This window comes from Erythrobacter sp. SN6-5 (assembly GCF_057364945.1).
In genome coordinates, this window is sequence record NZ_CP200282.1 from 2,392,142 (window position 1) to 2,407,455 (window position 15,314).

General features: G+C 60.2%; 12 protein-coding genes and 3 pseudogenes. 12 read left to right on the forward strand and 3 right to left on the reverse strand.

The window, feature by feature from the left end; translation table 11 throughout:
* The first annotated feature begins 197 nt into the window (after positions 1 to 197).
* From trpE to lexA, 9 genes and pseudogenes are all read left to right on the forward strand, one after another.
* Complete coding sequence (gene trpE, locus AC0V6Z_RS11930) at positions 198 to 1,667, forward strand: anthranilate synthase component I (RefSeq protein WP_472640907.1); 1,470 nt, start codon at positions 198 to 200, stop codon at positions 1,665 to 1,667.
* Entirely contained in the window at positions 1,664 to 2,512 is an 849-nt protein-coding gene (locus tag AC0V6Z_RS11935; RefSeq protein ID WP_472638694.1) for a phosphodiester glycosidase family protein, read from the forward strand. The genes trpE and AC0V6Z_RS11935 overlap by 4 nt, the downstream gene beginning before the upstream one ends.
* Before the next feature lie 15 nt (positions 2,513 to 2,527).
* Positions 2,528 to 3,127, forward strand: a complete 600-nt coding sequence (locus tag AC0V6Z_RS11940; RefSeq protein ID WP_472638695.1) for an anthranilate synthase component II — start codon at positions 2,528 to 2,530, stop codon at positions 3,125 to 3,127.
* Positions 3,124 to 4,117: pseudogene (gene trpD / locus AC0V6Z_RS11945) on the forward strand (anthranilate phosphoribosyltransferase). The gene AC0V6Z_RS11940 and the pseudogene trpD overlap by 4 nt, the downstream one beginning before the upstream one ends.
* A gap of 11 nt (positions 4,118 to 4,128) precedes the next feature.
* Entirely contained in the window at positions 4,129 to 4,914 is a 786-nt protein-coding gene (gene trpC, locus AC0V6Z_RS11950; protein WP_472638696.1) for an indole-3-glycerol phosphate synthase TrpC, read from the forward strand.
* 215 nt (positions 4,915 to 5,129) lie between these two features.
* Positions 5,130 to 5,603 (forward strand): cyclic pyranopterin monophosphate synthase MoaC, encoded by a 474-nt coding sequence (gene moaC, locus AC0V6Z_RS11955; RefSeq protein WP_472638697.1) that lies wholly within the window; start codon positions 5,130 to 5,132, stop codon positions 5,601 to 5,603.
* Positions 5,600 to 6,577, forward strand: a complete 978-nt coding sequence (locus tag AC0V6Z_RS11960; protein ID WP_472638698.1) for a molybdopterin molybdotransferase MoeA — start codon at positions 5,600 to 5,602, stop codon at positions 6,575 to 6,577. The genes moaC and AC0V6Z_RS11960 overlap by 4 nt, the downstream gene beginning before the upstream one ends.
* 59 nt (positions 6,578 to 6,636) lie before the next feature.
* Positions 6,637 to 6,801 (forward strand): hypothetical protein, encoded by a 165-nt coding sequence (locus tag AC0V6Z_RS11965; protein WP_472638699.1) that lies wholly within the window; start codon positions 6,637 to 6,639, stop codon positions 6,799 to 6,801.
* A 132-nt stretch (positions 6,802 to 6,933) separates the two neighbouring features.
* Positions 6,934 to 7,636 (forward strand): annotated as a pseudogene (lexA, locus tag AC0V6Z_RS11970) (transcriptional repressor LexA).
* A 32-nt stretch (positions 7,637 to 7,668) separates the two neighbouring features.
* Here the strand turns inward: lexA and AC0V6Z_RS11975 are convergent.
* Complete coding sequence (locus AC0V6Z_RS11975; RefSeq protein ID WP_472638700.1) at positions 7,669 to 9,885, reverse strand: ComEC/Rec2 family competence protein; 2,217 nt, start codon at positions 9,883 to 9,885, stop codon at positions 7,669 to 7,671.
* Between the two features lie 28 nt (positions 9,886 to 9,913).
* Here AC0V6Z_RS11975 and gltX point away from each other — a divergent pair.
* The 3 genes and pseudogenes from gltX (at position 9,914) to AC0V6Z_RS11990 (ending at position 12,911) form a co-directional block, all read left to right on the forward strand.
* A pseudogene (gene gltX / locus AC0V6Z_RS11980) lies at positions 9,914 to 11,330 on the forward strand (glutamate--tRNA ligase).
* A gap of 60 nt (positions 11,331 to 11,390) precedes the next feature.
* A complete protein-coding gene (locus AC0V6Z_RS11985) occupies positions 11,391 to 12,677 on the forward strand; it encodes a citrate synthase (protein ID WP_472638701.1) in 1,287 nt (428 codons plus the stop codon).
* Between the two features lie 24 nt (positions 12,678 to 12,701).
* A complete protein-coding gene (locus AC0V6Z_RS11990; RefSeq protein ID WP_472638702.1) occupies positions 12,702 to 12,911 on the forward strand; it encodes a hypothetical protein in 210 nt (69 codons plus the stop codon).
* 30 nt (positions 12,912 to 12,941) lie between these two features.
* On the opposite strand, the gene AC0V6Z_RS11995 is transcribed toward AC0V6Z_RS11990, so the two are convergent.
* Together AC0V6Z_RS11995 and AC0V6Z_RS12000 are read right to left on the reverse strand one after the other, a co-directional pair.
* A complete protein-coding gene (locus AC0V6Z_RS11995; protein ID WP_472638703.1) occupies positions 12,942 to 14,336 on the reverse strand; it encodes a sensor histidine kinase in 1,395 nt (464 codons plus the stop codon).
* Between the two features lie 7 nt (positions 14,337 to 14,343).
* The gene (locus AC0V6Z_RS12000; RefSeq protein ID WP_472638704.1) at positions 14,344 to 15,303 is read right to left on the reverse strand and encodes a hypothetical protein; all 960 of its coding nucleotides are present in this window, start codon (positions 15,301 to 15,303) and stop codon (positions 14,344 to 14,346) included.
* Positions 15,304 to 15,314 lie beyond the last annotated feature (11 nt).

Sequence of the window (15,314 nt, forward strand, 5' to 3'; positions counted from 1 at the left end):
TTTCGACCGAATATGCCGAACAATTGACCGCAGCGATGCGCGAAGAGCTGGGCGTGGACCGCAACGAAGACGCGATCGAGGCGGTGCGCAAGCAGCTCGCCGCAGCGAAACCTAAGCGCGCCGCCATTGCTGTGAGTGGTGCCCCCGAAAATGCGAGGCTTGCGGTTGATTTGCTGCGGGCAGGAAAGCCTGCCTTGGTGTGGCGGCGGATTATCGCGGATAGCGATACGCCGGTTGGCGCTGCTCAGCGTCTGATAGAGCCGGGGCGCGGCGACTTCCTGCTCGAATCGGTTGAGGGCGGCGAGATTCGCGGGCGATACAGCCTGCTGGGCCTCGATCCTGATCTGGTGTTTCGCGGCGATGGCGAGACGGCGGCGGTGAATCGCAAATGGCGCAATGACCGCGAGGCGTTTGAGCCGTGCAGCGGCGATGCGATGACGGAGCTGCGCGCACTTGCGCAGGCTTGCCGGATTGATGTGCCAGAGGAATTGCCGCCAGCGCTCGCCTGTCTGGTCGGCTATTTCGGCTATGAAACGATTGGTTTGGTTGAAGCCTTGCCGCGCGCACCAGACAGCGAGCTTGAGCTGCCGGACATGCTGTTTGTGCGGCCGACCATTATTCTGGTGTTCGATAGCCTGAGCGACAGCCTCTATTGCGTTGCGCCGATCTGGTCCAAAGATGTGGGCGCGGATGATCTGAATGGCGCGATTGCGCGCGCTGGCGAGCGGATTGACGAGACCTTGAGCAAGCTTTCGCAGCGGCGCCCCGCCCCGGCTCGCATGAACGAGGCCGCCGAGCCTGAGCTGTCACCAGTGATGGCCGCGGCGGATTATAAGGCGATGGTCGCCCGGGCGAAGGACTACATCACAGCAGGCGATATTTTTCAGGTCGTGCTGGCTCAGCGATTCACCTGCCCGTTTGAACTGCCTCCGTTGGAGCTTTACCGCGCTCTGCGCCGGGTGAACCCATCGCCGTTCCTATATTTCCTCGACCTGCCGGGCTTTGCCATTGTTGGCTCCAGCCCCGAAATCCTCGTGCGGGTGCGCGATGATGCGAGCGGCAAGAAAGAGGTCACCATTCGTCCAATCGCTGGCACCAGGCCGCGCGGCAAGGACGCTGCACAGGATAAGGCCAATGAGGCCAGCCTGCTGGTTGATCCGAAAGAACTGGCAGAGCATCTCATGCTGCTTGACCTGGGGCGCAATGATGTGGGCCGGGTGGCCGCGCGCAGTAGCGTGGAGGTGACCGATAGCTTCACGATTGAGCGCTACAGCCATGTGATGCACATTGTCAGCAATGTGGTTGGCGAGCTGGCGGACGATAAAGACGCGCTCGATGCGCTGTTTGCGGGCTTTCCAGCGGGCACGGTGTCCGGCGCGCCTAAAATCCGGGCATGCGAGATCATCGCTGAGCTGGAGCCGGAAACGCGCGGTGCCTATGCCGGAGCGGTAGGCTATTTCGCGCCCGATGGATCGGTCGATTCGTGCATTGTCTTGCGCACGGCCGTGGTGAAGGATGGAATGATGCATGTGCAGGCTGGCGCCGGGATCGTCGCCGATAGCGATCCAGACTATGAACTCGCAGAATGCGGCGCGAAGGCGGGCGCTTTGATTGCCGCCGCGCGCGAAGCTGTGCGGGTCGCAGGCGAGCCGGGGTTTGGCCAATGAAGCGCTTGCCCATTATCCTCGCCGCGATGTTCACTATCGCCGCCTGTCAGGAACAGCCTGCGGGCGAGCCTGTGACCAGGGCCGCGATAGGCGATCATTCCGATATGCCCGCCCCAGAAATCGTGGAAGAGGCCGAAGAGGCTGTGCCTGAGGCGGAAGAAACCCCAGCGGTTGCCTCGGTCTGTAAATCCGCCACATTCGAGGGCGTGCGCCTGACCCATTGCGTTGCGGACCCGGCAAAGCACCGCATTCGCACCGCTCTCGGCCCCAGCGGCGGCGCGGCCTACGGCTCGCTTAGCGCCTTTGCCCGCAGCATTGATCACAGCACCGTCGCCTTTGCAGTGAACGGCGGGATGTACGGCGATAACGGCCAACCGATCGGCTATTACGTCCAAGGCGGCGACCGGATCAAAGAACTCAACCGCTCTGATGGCTCAGGCAATTTCCACCTGAAACCCAATGGCGTGTTCTACGGCACTGGTGGATCATGGCGTATCCGCACCTCTGACAGCTTCTTTTCAAACGTACGCGACCGCCCGCAATTCGGGACGCAATCCGGCCCGATGCTGGTGATCGACGGAAAGCTGCACCCGGAAATCGCGGAAAACGGCCCAAGCCGGGCGATCCGCAACGGGGTCGGCATTGATAAGGATGGTAAGGCGCATTTCGTGCGCTCAGAGGCGCCGCTCAGCTTTGGTCAACTCGCCCGGTTTTACCGTGATGAGCTAAACGTGCCTGATGCGCTTTATCTCGATGGTCAGGTCTCCTCCCTGTGGGATCCGGCGAGCGAGCGGCTCGACAGCCGCACCGGGCTTGGCCCGATCATCGCTGTTACCAATCGCTGATCCGGGGATGCAGGCATGATACTCGTCATCGACAATTACGACAGCTTCACCTTTAATCTGGTCCATTACCTAATGGAGCTCGGCGCGGATGTGCGGGTGGAGCGCAATGACGCGATGAGCGCGCGTGAAGCGATCGCTACAAATGCCAGTGGCTTTCTGATTTCACCTGGCCCGCGCACTCCGGATGAGGCGGGCATCAGCCTCGACCTGGTCGCGGCCTGTGCGGACGCTGAAAAGCCCTTGCTGGGCGTATGCCTTGGCCACCAAAGCATCGGCCAGCATTTCGGCGGGAAAGTGGTGCGCGGCGGATTGATGCACGGCAAAACCTCGCCCGTCACCCATGATGCGACCGGCGTGTTCGCTGGCCTGCCCTCGCCGTTTAACGCCACACGCTATCACAGTCTGGTCGTCGAGCAGGAACCCACTGGCCTCATCGCCAACGCCCATAGCGAGACACCCGGCCTCGACGGCGCGGCCGTAATGGGTTTCCGCCACGAAAGCCTACCGATCCACGGCGTTCAATTTCACCCAGAAAGCATTGCGACCGAGCATGGCCATGATCTGCTCGCCAATTTCATGACGCTTTGCGGATTGCCAACGAAGGAGCTCGCATGAAAACGCTACCGCTAGCCGTACCCCATATGAGCGAAGCCGAAGCCGAAGAGGTGTTCGGATGGATTCTGGATGGGGAAGCCAGCGAGGCGGAAATCGAGCGGTTCTTGCTCGCGATGACGGATCGCAGTGAAACCGCAGAAGAAATCGCAGGAGCTGCGCGGGCGTTAAGGGCGCGGCTGATCCCGGTTGATGGGCCTGATAATGCCATCGACGTCTGCGGGACCGGAGGCGATGGTCACCACACGCTCAACGTGTCGACCGCTGTCGGCTTGGTTGTCGCCTCTTGCGGCGTGCCCGTGGCGCGCCACGGCAACCGCGCGATCTCGTCCAAAGCGGGCGTGGCCGATACGTTGGAAGTGCTCGGCCTCGACATGAAAGTCGCGGGCGAAACGGCTGAAAAAACGCTTGCTGAAATTGGCATCTGCTTTCTGTTCGCGCCCAATCATCACCCGGCGATGGGACGCATCCAACCGATCCGCAAGAAACTGGGCCGCAGAACGATCTTCAACCTTATGGGGCCGCTCTCCAATCCCGTCGGCGTCAAACGGCAGCTGATCGGGATTGCGCGCCCTGGCTATGTGCCGATCTATGGTGATGCGACCGCGCGCTTGGGCACAGAGCGCACCTTGATCGTATCTGGCGATGAAGGACTCGATGAATTGAGCCTCGCTGGCGGCAATGAAGTCGCTGACGTGACGGGAAGCGATTTTAGCATGAAGCGCGTCGATGCTCGGCGCTGCGGGGCTAGACCACGCACCGCTGGAAGCGATCCGTGGCGGCGACCCGCAGCATAATGCGAAGGCACTCGCCGCTCTGCTTGACGGAGAGAAAAGCGCCTATCGCGATACGGTGATGTTCAACACCGCAGCGGCGCTTATCGTCGCGGGCAAGACCGACGATTGGGGCATTGGCGCTGAAATGGCGGCAGAGGCGCTGGACAGCGGCAAGGCGAAACAATTGCTTGCCCGCTGGATCGAATTGGTGAAGTAGGCTCCGGCACCATGAACAAACTCGAAGAAATTTGCGCCACAAAGTGCCGCGAAGTGAATGCGCGAAAAGCCGCCATTTCTCTTGCTGATCTGGAAAGAAGGGCGAGCGAACAAACCCCGGTACGCGGATTTGAATCGCAACTGCGCCAAGCGAGCAAATCCGGCTTTGGTCTGATCGCGGAGGTCAAAAAGGCCTCGCCCTCCAAGGGCGTTATCCGCGAGGATTTTCGCCCGGCGGACCATGCGCGCGATTATGAGATTGGCGGTGCGACTTGCCTATCAGTGCTCACCGATATGCCCTATTTTCAGGGGCATGAAGATTTTCTGATTGAGGCGCGAAACGCCTGCAAACTGCCCGCGCTCCGGAAGGATTTTATGGTTGATCCATGGCAATGCGTCGAGGCCCGGTCCATCGGAGCAGATGCGATCCTGATCATCGTCGCGGCGCTAGAAGACGCCCAGATGCAGGAAATCGAGGCGGCAGCGCGTGAGCATGACATGGATGTGCTGGTCGAAGTGCACGATGAGGCAGAGATGGAACGCGCGCATTTGCTCAAATCGCTTTTGGTGGGTGTGAACAATCGGGACCTCAAGACTTTCACCACCGATCTGGCTTCAACAGAGCGGCTTGCTCCGCTCGCCCCGGAAGGCGCTTTGATCGTTGGCGAAAGCGGGATCAACAGCCATGAGGACTGCACCCGGCTCGCGCGTGCGGGCGTGCGCAATTTTCTGGTTGGGGAAAGCCTGATGCGGGCGGATGATGTGGCGGCGGCGACGCGGAAATTGCTCAACGGATAGGCGGCTTCTGTACAGGGCCTGTCCTACATCTCTCAAAGCTGGCAGAAGATAGGTATGGCTTTTTCGACGAAGTGCAGATCCGGCGCGGCTCAATCGTATCTATCGATAAATTCGATCAATAGCGGCGCCTGTGATCGATTGGTTTTAAACCCCTGGACTGTGTTCCAGGTGTTCCAAACGTGCTCTACGCACGATGAAGCGAAGGGAGCGAAGCGATGAGCAAGCTGACCCATCTCGGCGAAGATGGCGCTGCCCGAATGGTTGACATCGGCGGCAAGGCCGCGAGCGAACGCGTCGCCATCGCCTCTGGCCGCATCGCGATGAACGCAGAGACGCTAGCCGCCGTGCGCGATGGCAACGCGCCCAAGGGCGATGTGCTGGGCACCGCACGGATTGCCGGGATCATGGCGGCGAAACGCACGGGCGATCTGATCCCTTTGTGCCATCCGCTGGCGCTGGACGCGGTGGAGCTCGACTTCACCTTCGAAGAAGACGCGATCCGGGCGACCGCTCGCGCCTCGCTTACTGGCAAAACCGGTGTTGAGATGGAGGCGATGGTCGCGGTGTCGACCGCGCTGCTCACGATCTACGACATGGCCAAGGCGGTCGATAAGGGCATGGTGATCGGCGAGGTCCGATTGATCGAGAAACGCGGGGGCAAGAGCGGGCATTGGAAGGTTGAGCTTTGAGCGCATTGCTGACCTTGGAAGACGCTCAGGCTCAGCTGCTGGAGCTCGCGCCGCAGATGGCAACGTGCGAGTTGCCTGCTGAGGAGGCGCTGGGGCGCTACTTAGCGGAGGATCTCAACGCTCGGCGCACTCAGCCACCGGCCGATCTGTCGGCTATGGATGGCTATGCGATTGCTGGTGATGGCCCTTGGGAGCGTGTGGGAGAGGGCCGTGCAGGAGCGCCGTTCGCAGGTGCACTGTCCAATGGCGAATGTGTGCGGATATCGACCGGGGCACATATGCCAGAGGGCGCGGACCGCGTTTTGATCCAGGAAAACGCCGATGTGGACGGCGCGCTGGTGACCGCCAGCGAGACGCCCCCGCCCGGCAAGCATGTGCGGATGCAGGGCTTCGACTTTGCTGAAAGTGACACGGTCATGCGCGCGGGAACCCGCATCGGGCCAGGGCAACTCGCGCTCGCGCTATCCGCAGGCCACGGGCGGCTCATGGTACGCGATGCTCCGCGCGTTGCCGTGCTCGACAGCGGTGACGAGCTGGCTGCAGATCCAGAGCAATGCGGAGCTGACCAGATCCCTGCGAGCAATGGCGCGATGATCGCCAGCATGCTGCGCCCGCTGGGGTGTGATGTGGCGCGGATAGGCCCAGTGGCGGACGACCACAGCGCTTTGGCAGACGCATTGGCCCGGGCGGAGGATGCGGATATCCTCATTACCTCCGGCGGCGCATCGGTGGGTGACCATGATCTGATCCAGCCTGCACTGGAGGCGTGGGGCGCACAAATCGCGTTCTGGAAAGTCGCGATCAAGCCAGGCAAGCCGTTGATGGTGGCGACGCGGGCGCGAGCAGATGGGACGCGTCAGGTAATCCTAGGCCTGCCAGGCAATCCCGTCTCCAGCTTCGTAACGTGCTTCCTGTTTGCGCTGCCTTTGGTGCGTGCGGCCATGGGCGCTGCTGCCCCCTTCCCTCGGAGCTGACGCTACCCCTAGCGGAGGACCTGCCAGCGATTGGCAAACGGCGTGAGTTCCTGCGCGCTGTGCACGATGGCCGTACGGTGCACCGGGCTGGCTCTCAAGACTCCAGCGCGCTAGCGGCCTTAGCGGCCGCGAATTGCCTTATCGTGCGGCGGGAAGGCGCGGATGCGGCGAGCGCAGGAGAGTTCGTGACCGCATTAACCCTCGAAAATGGCGGCATTGCGTGACTCGCTGGCTTGACTCGGCAAACGAAGTTTCCTAATTGTTCCGTATTCGTTCACGTTATTGGTGCGCGAAATGGTCCCTCGCCACCCTAATCGGCGCTGGGGCGATCGACCTGTTTTAGGGAGACTATCGTAATGCTGACGGCAAAGCAGCACGAATTGATCCGCTTTATCCAAGAGCGGCTTGAAGAGACGGGAATTTCCCCCTCTTTTGAAGAAATGAAGGAAGCGCTCGATCTAAAGAGCAAGTCGGGTGTGCACCGGCTGATTTCGGCTTTGGAGGAGCGCGGCTTCATCCGGCGTCTGCCCAATCGGGCGCGCGCATTGGAGGTCATTAAGCAACCTGAGGATGCAACGCCTGCTCTGCGCGCTGCCGCTGCTGCGGCCAATGATGTGGTCTCTCGGGCGACATCCATGCCCAGCGCGAATGACACCAGTCCGGAGCCTGCGAATGACGTGATCGAGGTGCCATTGCATGGCCGGATTGCGGCAGGCGCTCCGATTGAGGCGTTGGAGGGGCAGAGTAGCCTTCCAGTGCCGCATGGCATTGCTGGGACCGGGTGAGCATTATGCGCTTGAGGTGTCTGGCGATTCGATGATCGAGGCTGGCATCTTCGACGGCGACTTTGCGCTGGTTAAGCGTACGGATGCGGCGCGGGATGGTGAAATCGTGGTGGCCCTCGTCCACGGCGAGGAAGCCACGCTCAAATACCTCCACCGCGACAGCGGAACCGTGCGACTTGATCCGGCTAATGCCGCCTATGATGCGCAGGTCTATCAGCCGGGCGAAGTGCAGGTTCAGGGTAAGCTCGCGGGCCTTCTGCGGCGCTACCATTGAGTTTCATGTGAATAGGTGGCGCGGGTGGCTGGCTAGTCGTCAGCTTTCCCGCGCCACCACCCATGCTGGCCCTGAGTGCTTGCGACACTGGTGATCCGCTCAACTGACAGATCGAGAGCTAACCCGCCATGCTCCTGCAGGAAACTGCGATCGGCCTTGAGCCATTTGGGCTTGCAAGACCACGGCAGATAGCGGTCAGCCACGACGATATCGGCTCTTGCGCAGGCTGCGGCCAGTGCGCGCTCTTCGATCAGCTCCCGATTGCGTGCCATCAGTATGGTCCAGTCGCGGCCACCGCGTTCAATCTGGAGCAGGCAGAACTCGGTTGAACACCGCGCGCCGGGCCATTCCGCCATCGGAATGGGATCGGCAGAAACGCTTGCCAATTCGAGCAGATTGTCGCGCGCATAGGACGACCGTGAATTGCGCAGCGACAACAGCGTGTCATCCATGGTCACCCCTACATGGCGGCCATCACGCCCAATCAGGACATCAGGGATCGGCGTCACCATCAGCATTACCGAAGCCGTCGCAACCGGCGCAAACCCGAGCAATCGCGCACGGCCATTCCATAGGGCGAGCCAAAGAGCACCAATCACAAACAGCGCGATGGTGAGTCTGCTCATCTGCGGCATCAGCTTAACCGAACCGGGTTGACTGGATGTCCAATGCGCAATCGCAAGCAGTAGTTCGAGCGAGCGTTCCACCAGCCACCAAGCAGGCGCGCCAAGGCCGATCAGATCAAGGAACAAGGCGAAGGCGATGAGTGGCATAGAGATGAAGGTCACCAATGGGATTGCGACTACATTGGCAAAAGCGCCGTAGACCCCTGCCCTGTGGAAATGGAACAGGACGATCGGCATCAGCGCAATCTCGATTACCAGTCCGGTGATGAACAGCATGATGACCCGTCGTCCGACGTGCCGCAGCCACGTCTCCTCCCGTGCTGCCAGGAAAGCGCGAACCGGCGCGGAACTTGAGAGGGCAACAATCGCGATTACGGCGGAGAAACTCATCTGAAAGCTTGGGCCAACCACCGATTCCGGCCAGAGCAGCATGACGAAGATAGCTGCCATCGCCACCATTCTGAGCGACAACGCATCGCGGCCCATGGCCAGCGCGATCAGCACTAGCATCGCCGCAACACAGCTGCGCACCGTAGGAACCTCTGCCCCCGTGAGCAGCGTGTAGCCAACCCCTGCGAGCGCCCCTGCCCCGGCCGCGAGAATCGGCAAACGCACGCGCAGCGCCACTACGGGAAACAGAGCTAGCAATTTCAGGGTCACCAAATAGGCTGCCGCGATCACCGCGCTGACATGGAGCCCGCTGATCGAGAGCAAGTGGGTTAGGCCCGCATCGCGCATCGCGATTTCGTCGGCCTCGGCAATCCCGCCTCTGTCGCCGCTCGCAAAAGCCGCCGCAATCGTGCCCGCTGAGCCATCCACCCGTTCGCGAACGTGGGCGGAGAGCACGCGCTGAACCTTTGGGATAGCGCCAGTGTCACGCTTGCCCTCCATCAACTCGATCTCACCGACTAAGCTGCCAGTGGCGGCTAAGCCCTGAAACCAGGCGGCTCTGGCAAAGTCATAGGAACCCGGCAACATCGGCGAGGCTGGCGGCATCAATCGCGCCCTCAGTCGCACCACCGATCCCTCGGTCAGGCCGGACACGACCTTGTCCTGCGGCACATTGATCCTGATCTTGCGGCTCTCGCCATTTTCCGCATCTCGTATGGCCAGGACCAATCGGATCCGTTCGCGAGAGGGTTGATCTTCGCGTTCGAGGACAAGGCCTTGCACGCGCTCAACAATTGGGCGTTCAATTGGCTCCGCGCCGACCAGTTCTGAACGCATCCAGATGGTCGCAATCCCAGCGGCAAAGACCAGTCCGACGGTAATCATCGTCTGCCTCAACAAAACGCGGTCCTCGACCCCGCGCCAGATTGCGGCCCCCGCGATTGCCAACAGCAATCCAAACCCGATCCCCACCGCCCATTGCAGCGGCGAGCTAAGGTCGAACCATGATAGAATACCGCCCGCGAACAGCACGGCGATCCACGGCGCGCGGTCGAAACCGGACCCAGCCAAAAAACCTTCAATTTTGGAGGCTATGCCGGGGCCAATGCTGGACCCAATACTGGACAAAGTCGGGGCCTTGCGCCAATGGCGCTGCACTGCAACATCACTGGCATTGGGGCTTTCACCAGCTCCGCCGCCAATCGGCACATTTGGCGCCCCCTCTTGGCCCATGTGCAACTTGAAAAGGAATTCACTGGCTATGGCAAGCGAAAGCGCAAAAGCGATTGTTACCCGCTTTGCCCCCTCGCCTACGGGCTTTTTGCATATTGGCGGCGCGCGTACGGCCTTGTTCAACTGGCTTTACGCCCGTCATCACGGCGGTAAGGCCTTGCTGCGGATTGAGGATACAGATCGCAAGCGCTCCACTCAGGAAGCGATTGATGCGATCATCGACGGGCTCGATTGGCTTGGTCTCGATTATGATGATGCGCCGGTATTCCAATCTCAGCGCGCGGATCGACACGCAGAGGTGGCGCACAAACTGCTGGATGCGGGCTATGCCTATAAGTGCTTTGCGACGCCCGATGAACTTGAGGCCATGCGTGCTGAGCAGCGCGAGAAGAAGCTGCCTATGCGCTATGATGGGCGCTGGCGCGACCGTGATCCATCCGAAGCGCCGGAAGGGGCGCCTTACGTAGTTCGTCTGAAGACGCCGCAATCGGGCGAGGCGACCATTGCTGACCAGGTTCAAGGTTCCGTCTCGGTCAAGAACGAAGAGCTCGATGATTACATCATCCTGCGGGCTGATGGCACGCCGACCTATATGCTGGCTGTGGTCGTTGACGATCACGATATGGGCGTGACCCATGTGATCCGTGGAGACGATCACCTGAACAACGCGTTTCGGCAACTGCCAATCTATCATGCAATGGACATTGTTGAGGGCGATTGGCTGGAGCTAAGCATATGCTCACATTCCCCTGATCCATGGATCGGATGGGGCAAAACTGTCCAAGCGTCACGGTGCGCTGGGGGTTGAAGCCTACCGTGATGAAATGGGCATCCTGCCAGACGCCCTGTTCAATTACCTGCTCCGGCTTGGCTGGGCACATGGCGACCGCGAAGAGATCGCCCGGGCAGAGGCGATCGAGCTGTTTGATCTCGCTGGCGTTGGAAAAAGCCCCTCTCGCTTCGATCTGAAGAAGCTGGAAAACCTCAATGGCCACTACATTCGCGAAGCGGATGATGCGATGCTGGCCAAATTGGCGATGGGCCGGATGGAAGACGGCGCGGATATGGAGCTTTTGACCAAAGCCATGCCCGTGCTTAAAGTGCGGGCAAAGAATATTGATGAACTGGCTGAAGGCGCTGGATTTTTGTTTGCGCAGCGCCCGCTGGAGATGACCGAGAAAGCGGCAAAATCGCTCGACGCGGATGGCAAGGCGCGGCTTTCGCTTGTTGTGCAAGCATTATCGCAGGAAAATCACTGGACAAGTGAGGCCCTCGAAGCCACTACGAAGGCACTGGCTGAGGCCCACGAGCTGGGCTTTGGCAAGCTCGCGCAGCCTATGCGTGCAGCTCTCACCGGAACGATGAATTCGCCCGGTATTTTCGACGTTCTGGTCCTGTTGGGACGGGAAGAAGCTTTGGCGCGATTGAACGCGCAAGCTGCCTGAGGCCGAGGGCTGGCAAAGCTGGCGGTCAATGGTGGCACAATAGAATTGAGGAGATAGGTTTTGGCAGACAAGCAGGCAAAGCTCGAGCTGGGCGGGGAAACCTACGATTTCCCTGTGCTCGAAGGCAGCACGGGGCCCGATGTTATCGACATCCGCAAACTGTACGGCCAAACGGGCGCGTTCACGTTTGATCCTGGCTATAAGTCAACCGCAAGCTGTGAAAGCGCGCTGACCTATATCGACGGGAATGAAGGCGTACTGCTGCACCGCGGCTATCCCATCGGCCAACTGGCCGAACATTCCAGCTTTATGGAAGTCTCCTATCTCCTACTCAATGGTGAGCTGCCCAATGCCGCCGAGATGGAAGAGTTCAATTACACGATCACGCGGCACACCATGCTGCACGATCAGCTACGCCAGTTTGTTCAGGGTTTCCGCCGCGATGCACACCCGATGGCGATTATGTGCGGCGTCGTTGGCGCTCTGTCTGCATTCTATCACGACAGCACCGACATCTCAGATCCAGAGCACCGCACGATCAGCTCACACCGCCTGATCGCGAAAATGCCCACAATTGCAGCGATGGCGTACAAATACGCCGTCGGTCAGCCTTTCATGCAGCCGAAGAACGACCTCAGCTACACTGGCAACTTCCTGCGCATGACCTTTGGCGTTCCGGCCGAGGAATATGAGGTGCACCCAGCGATCGAAAAAGCGATGGATCGTATCTTCATCCTGCATGCCGATCACGAGCAAAACGCCTCAACATCAACAGTGCGTCTGGCCGGTTCTTCGGGCGCAAACCCGTTCGCCTGTATCGCAGCAGGCATCGCCTGTCTGTGGGGCCCGGCACATGGCGGCGCCAACGAAGCGGCGCTCAACATGCTGCAGGAAATCGGCTCGCCTGACCGTATCCCGCATTATATCGAGCGCGCGAAGGACAAGAACGATCCGTTCCGCCTGATGGGCTTTGGCCACCGAGTCTATAAGAACTACGATCCGCGCGCGACTGTGATGCAGCAGACTTTGCGTGAAGTGTTTGAAGCGCTGAACGTCACTGACCCTGTGTTCGAGACGGCTCTTCAACTTGAAGAACTCGCGTTAAACGACGATTATTTCAAGGAAAAGAAGCTGTTCCCGAATGTGGACTTCTATTCCGGCATCATCCTGTCGTCGATCGGTTTCCCGACCACTATGTTCACCGCCCTGTTTGCGCTTGCGCGCACCGTTGGGTGGGTGGCGCAGTGGAACGAAATGATCTCCGATCCAGGCCAGGTCATTGGCCGTCCGCGTCAACTTTACACTGGCCCGACGACCCGCGACTACGTGCCGCTGGACAAACGCTAAGCGAGATAGAGGAGCGCGGCATCAATGGGACGCACTATCGCGAGATTGGTGCTCCAGGTGTTTGGTGCCGCGCTCGTTTTCTCAGGCGGAATGTGGGCTTTGCAGGGCGCTAGCGTGCTGAACTGGCCCGAAGACAGCTTCATGCTCGCAAAGCGCGAATGGGCGCTTTACGGTCTCATCACACTACTGATTGGTGCGCTGCTGCTGTGGACGGCTGAGCGCATTCGCAGGTAACGGCTCTGCTGCGAGCGCGCCTGATATTCTCTATTTTGACTTCGGCAAGCTCAACGTGAAGCGTGCGCCCTCACCCGCTTGGCTTTCCAGCGACAAATCACCGTCCATTGCCAGCGCCAGACGCCGTGAGATGTAGAGACCGAGGCCCGAACCACCATCATTCTCCCGGCCAAGTCGTTCAAATTTATCAAAAACCTGCGTTGTTTGCGCTGCTGCGACACCGGGACCCTGATCGGCCACCGTGACGCTGGCGTGGTCCGGTTGCTTGTCATTATCATCGACACTGACTGTAATCGTACTGCTGTCGGGTGAATAAATGATCGCATTGCCTATCAGGTTGATCAGAACCTGAAGCACACGGCGAAACTCGCCAATGACGACCAGTTTGGAGCCTTCGCCAGGCAAGGCCAGCGTGATGTTGCGTGCCTGCGCCTTCACGCCGAGTATGCCGGCTGCGCGCCGTGCCGCATCGACCAGATCGACCTTCTCGCGCGCAACCTTGAAACCCTCGCTTTCGACCACTTGCAGGTCGGCGAGATCTTCCAGCATCGCGTTGAGGTGCTTGCCAGCTGAAGCGACATTGCCGGCGTATTCGGCATATTCATCGCGCAATGGGCCGACGAGCTTGGATCTGATCGTCTCCGCATTGGCGATCACCCGCGCGATCGGCTGACGCAAAGCAGGGGTCAGCGCACTGCCGATCAGCTCCATATGTGCGTCCTCGCGCGTTTTTCCGCCGCCTGCGGCGACAACTTCGGTGACCAGCGGCTCATCAGAGGTCAGCAGCAGCTCAAACCCACGCGGAGCCTCTGCTGCTGGGCCAAGCGGGATCAGGCGCGCACGCCAATGGCGCTGAGACCCGGGAACAGTGCATGCTGCTCCGTCCAGTAGGCGCCAGTGTAGCGGTTGATGGTGCGCCACGCCTTCCAACGCGATATAGTCCGTCCAGTTTTTACCGGGATCACTGCTGACCGTGTTCTCCAGTTCCCCGGCATCACTCGCGGCCGCACTCAGCAATTGGACATTCTGCTTGCGATCAAGCCGCGCCGTGATCTCTGCGGTAGCGCGGTCGATGGCATCAAGCCGCTTGGCCAGCTTTGCTTCGCTGTCAGGACGTGCCTCTCGCCGGTGCCAGTTCTCGATCAGGATTTCGCACCCACCGCCAGCATCGCCAGCCAGTGGATGGATCCGGACAAAGCCAGAGACCATGTCTTCGCCGTCAAAGGCGTTGAATTCGCGCGCCAGGCGTAGGCCAAATGTCCGGCCCTGACGCACCAACTCCAGCAACTCTGGAACAGCCAGCACGCCCGGCAAAGCGCCACCGCAGCGGGCGTGCAGGTCCGCCAGCGGCTCATCAGCCGACAGCAACCGATCTTGACCATCGGTCAGGCCCCGCGCGGCCAACAAGGTGTCGCTGCTACTCATCGTCCGTTTAGGTCGTTCCGCTCATCACTGCGCTTGAATCAGCGCGTATTGCCCCATGCCCTAGCAGGGTTTGCGCGCGATCGGGGAGCAAATCATCGAATCCGCCGGGCAATTGCTGGTCAGGATGCAGTAGAGCAAATTGACGCTCAATTTCCCGCTCAATCATGCCTGCCGCGCGCAGTCCCAGCGCGAGGCGAGCGGATTGACGTTCATGACAAGACAGTACCGCCAGTTCGCGTGCTTGGCGCGTGAGCGTGCCCAAGGCGGTTGCGAACAGGGCAAATCCCGCATGTTCGAGCTCCAGTGATGCCCTCGCCCCGCCCCGCATGGCCGAGACCAAGCGTGAGAGCAGCCCAACCCGCGTCGCGCCTTCGTCATAGGCTGCCTTTAGCTGATCCGTTCCAGCACGTGTTGCGGCGATTTCAGCCTTGCTCACGGTGTTCTCTGGTGCCTTTGCCCAATTGTGCAGTAGGCTCTGAAATAGCTCTGCAGGCAGCTCCGTCAGGGGCAAGTGCATCCGCTTTTGATATTGTACAAAGCGTGACTGCGCCGCCATGGCCGCCATCGCGAGCTCGGCAACGTCGCTGCTTTCGGATGCGATCAATTCTTGCGTCAAGGGGGTAAGGACCTGATCCAAAGCGACTTTGCGTTCCAATCGCTCGGCCAAATGGCCTTCCATCGCCGACGCATAGCAATGGCTCAAAATCGCGCTGTCGCTGGCGAGTGCAGCGGAGAGATCATCTGCCTCGTTCGGGTCGAAATCTGGCGTCTTGGAGCTGAGCAATTGGCTTGCCATGTGGCTTAGCATACCGCGCAATTTCGCAACGATAGCTTCACTAACCAATGATCCGCCAGATCCAGAAAGCATATGCGCAAGAACGGGCGTGACGCCGCTCAATGCGGTGTCACCACGCGCCAATTCATCCCTCAGGATGGTTTCGATCGCGGTGTGCGCGGATCTTTCCATCGTGGCTTTGC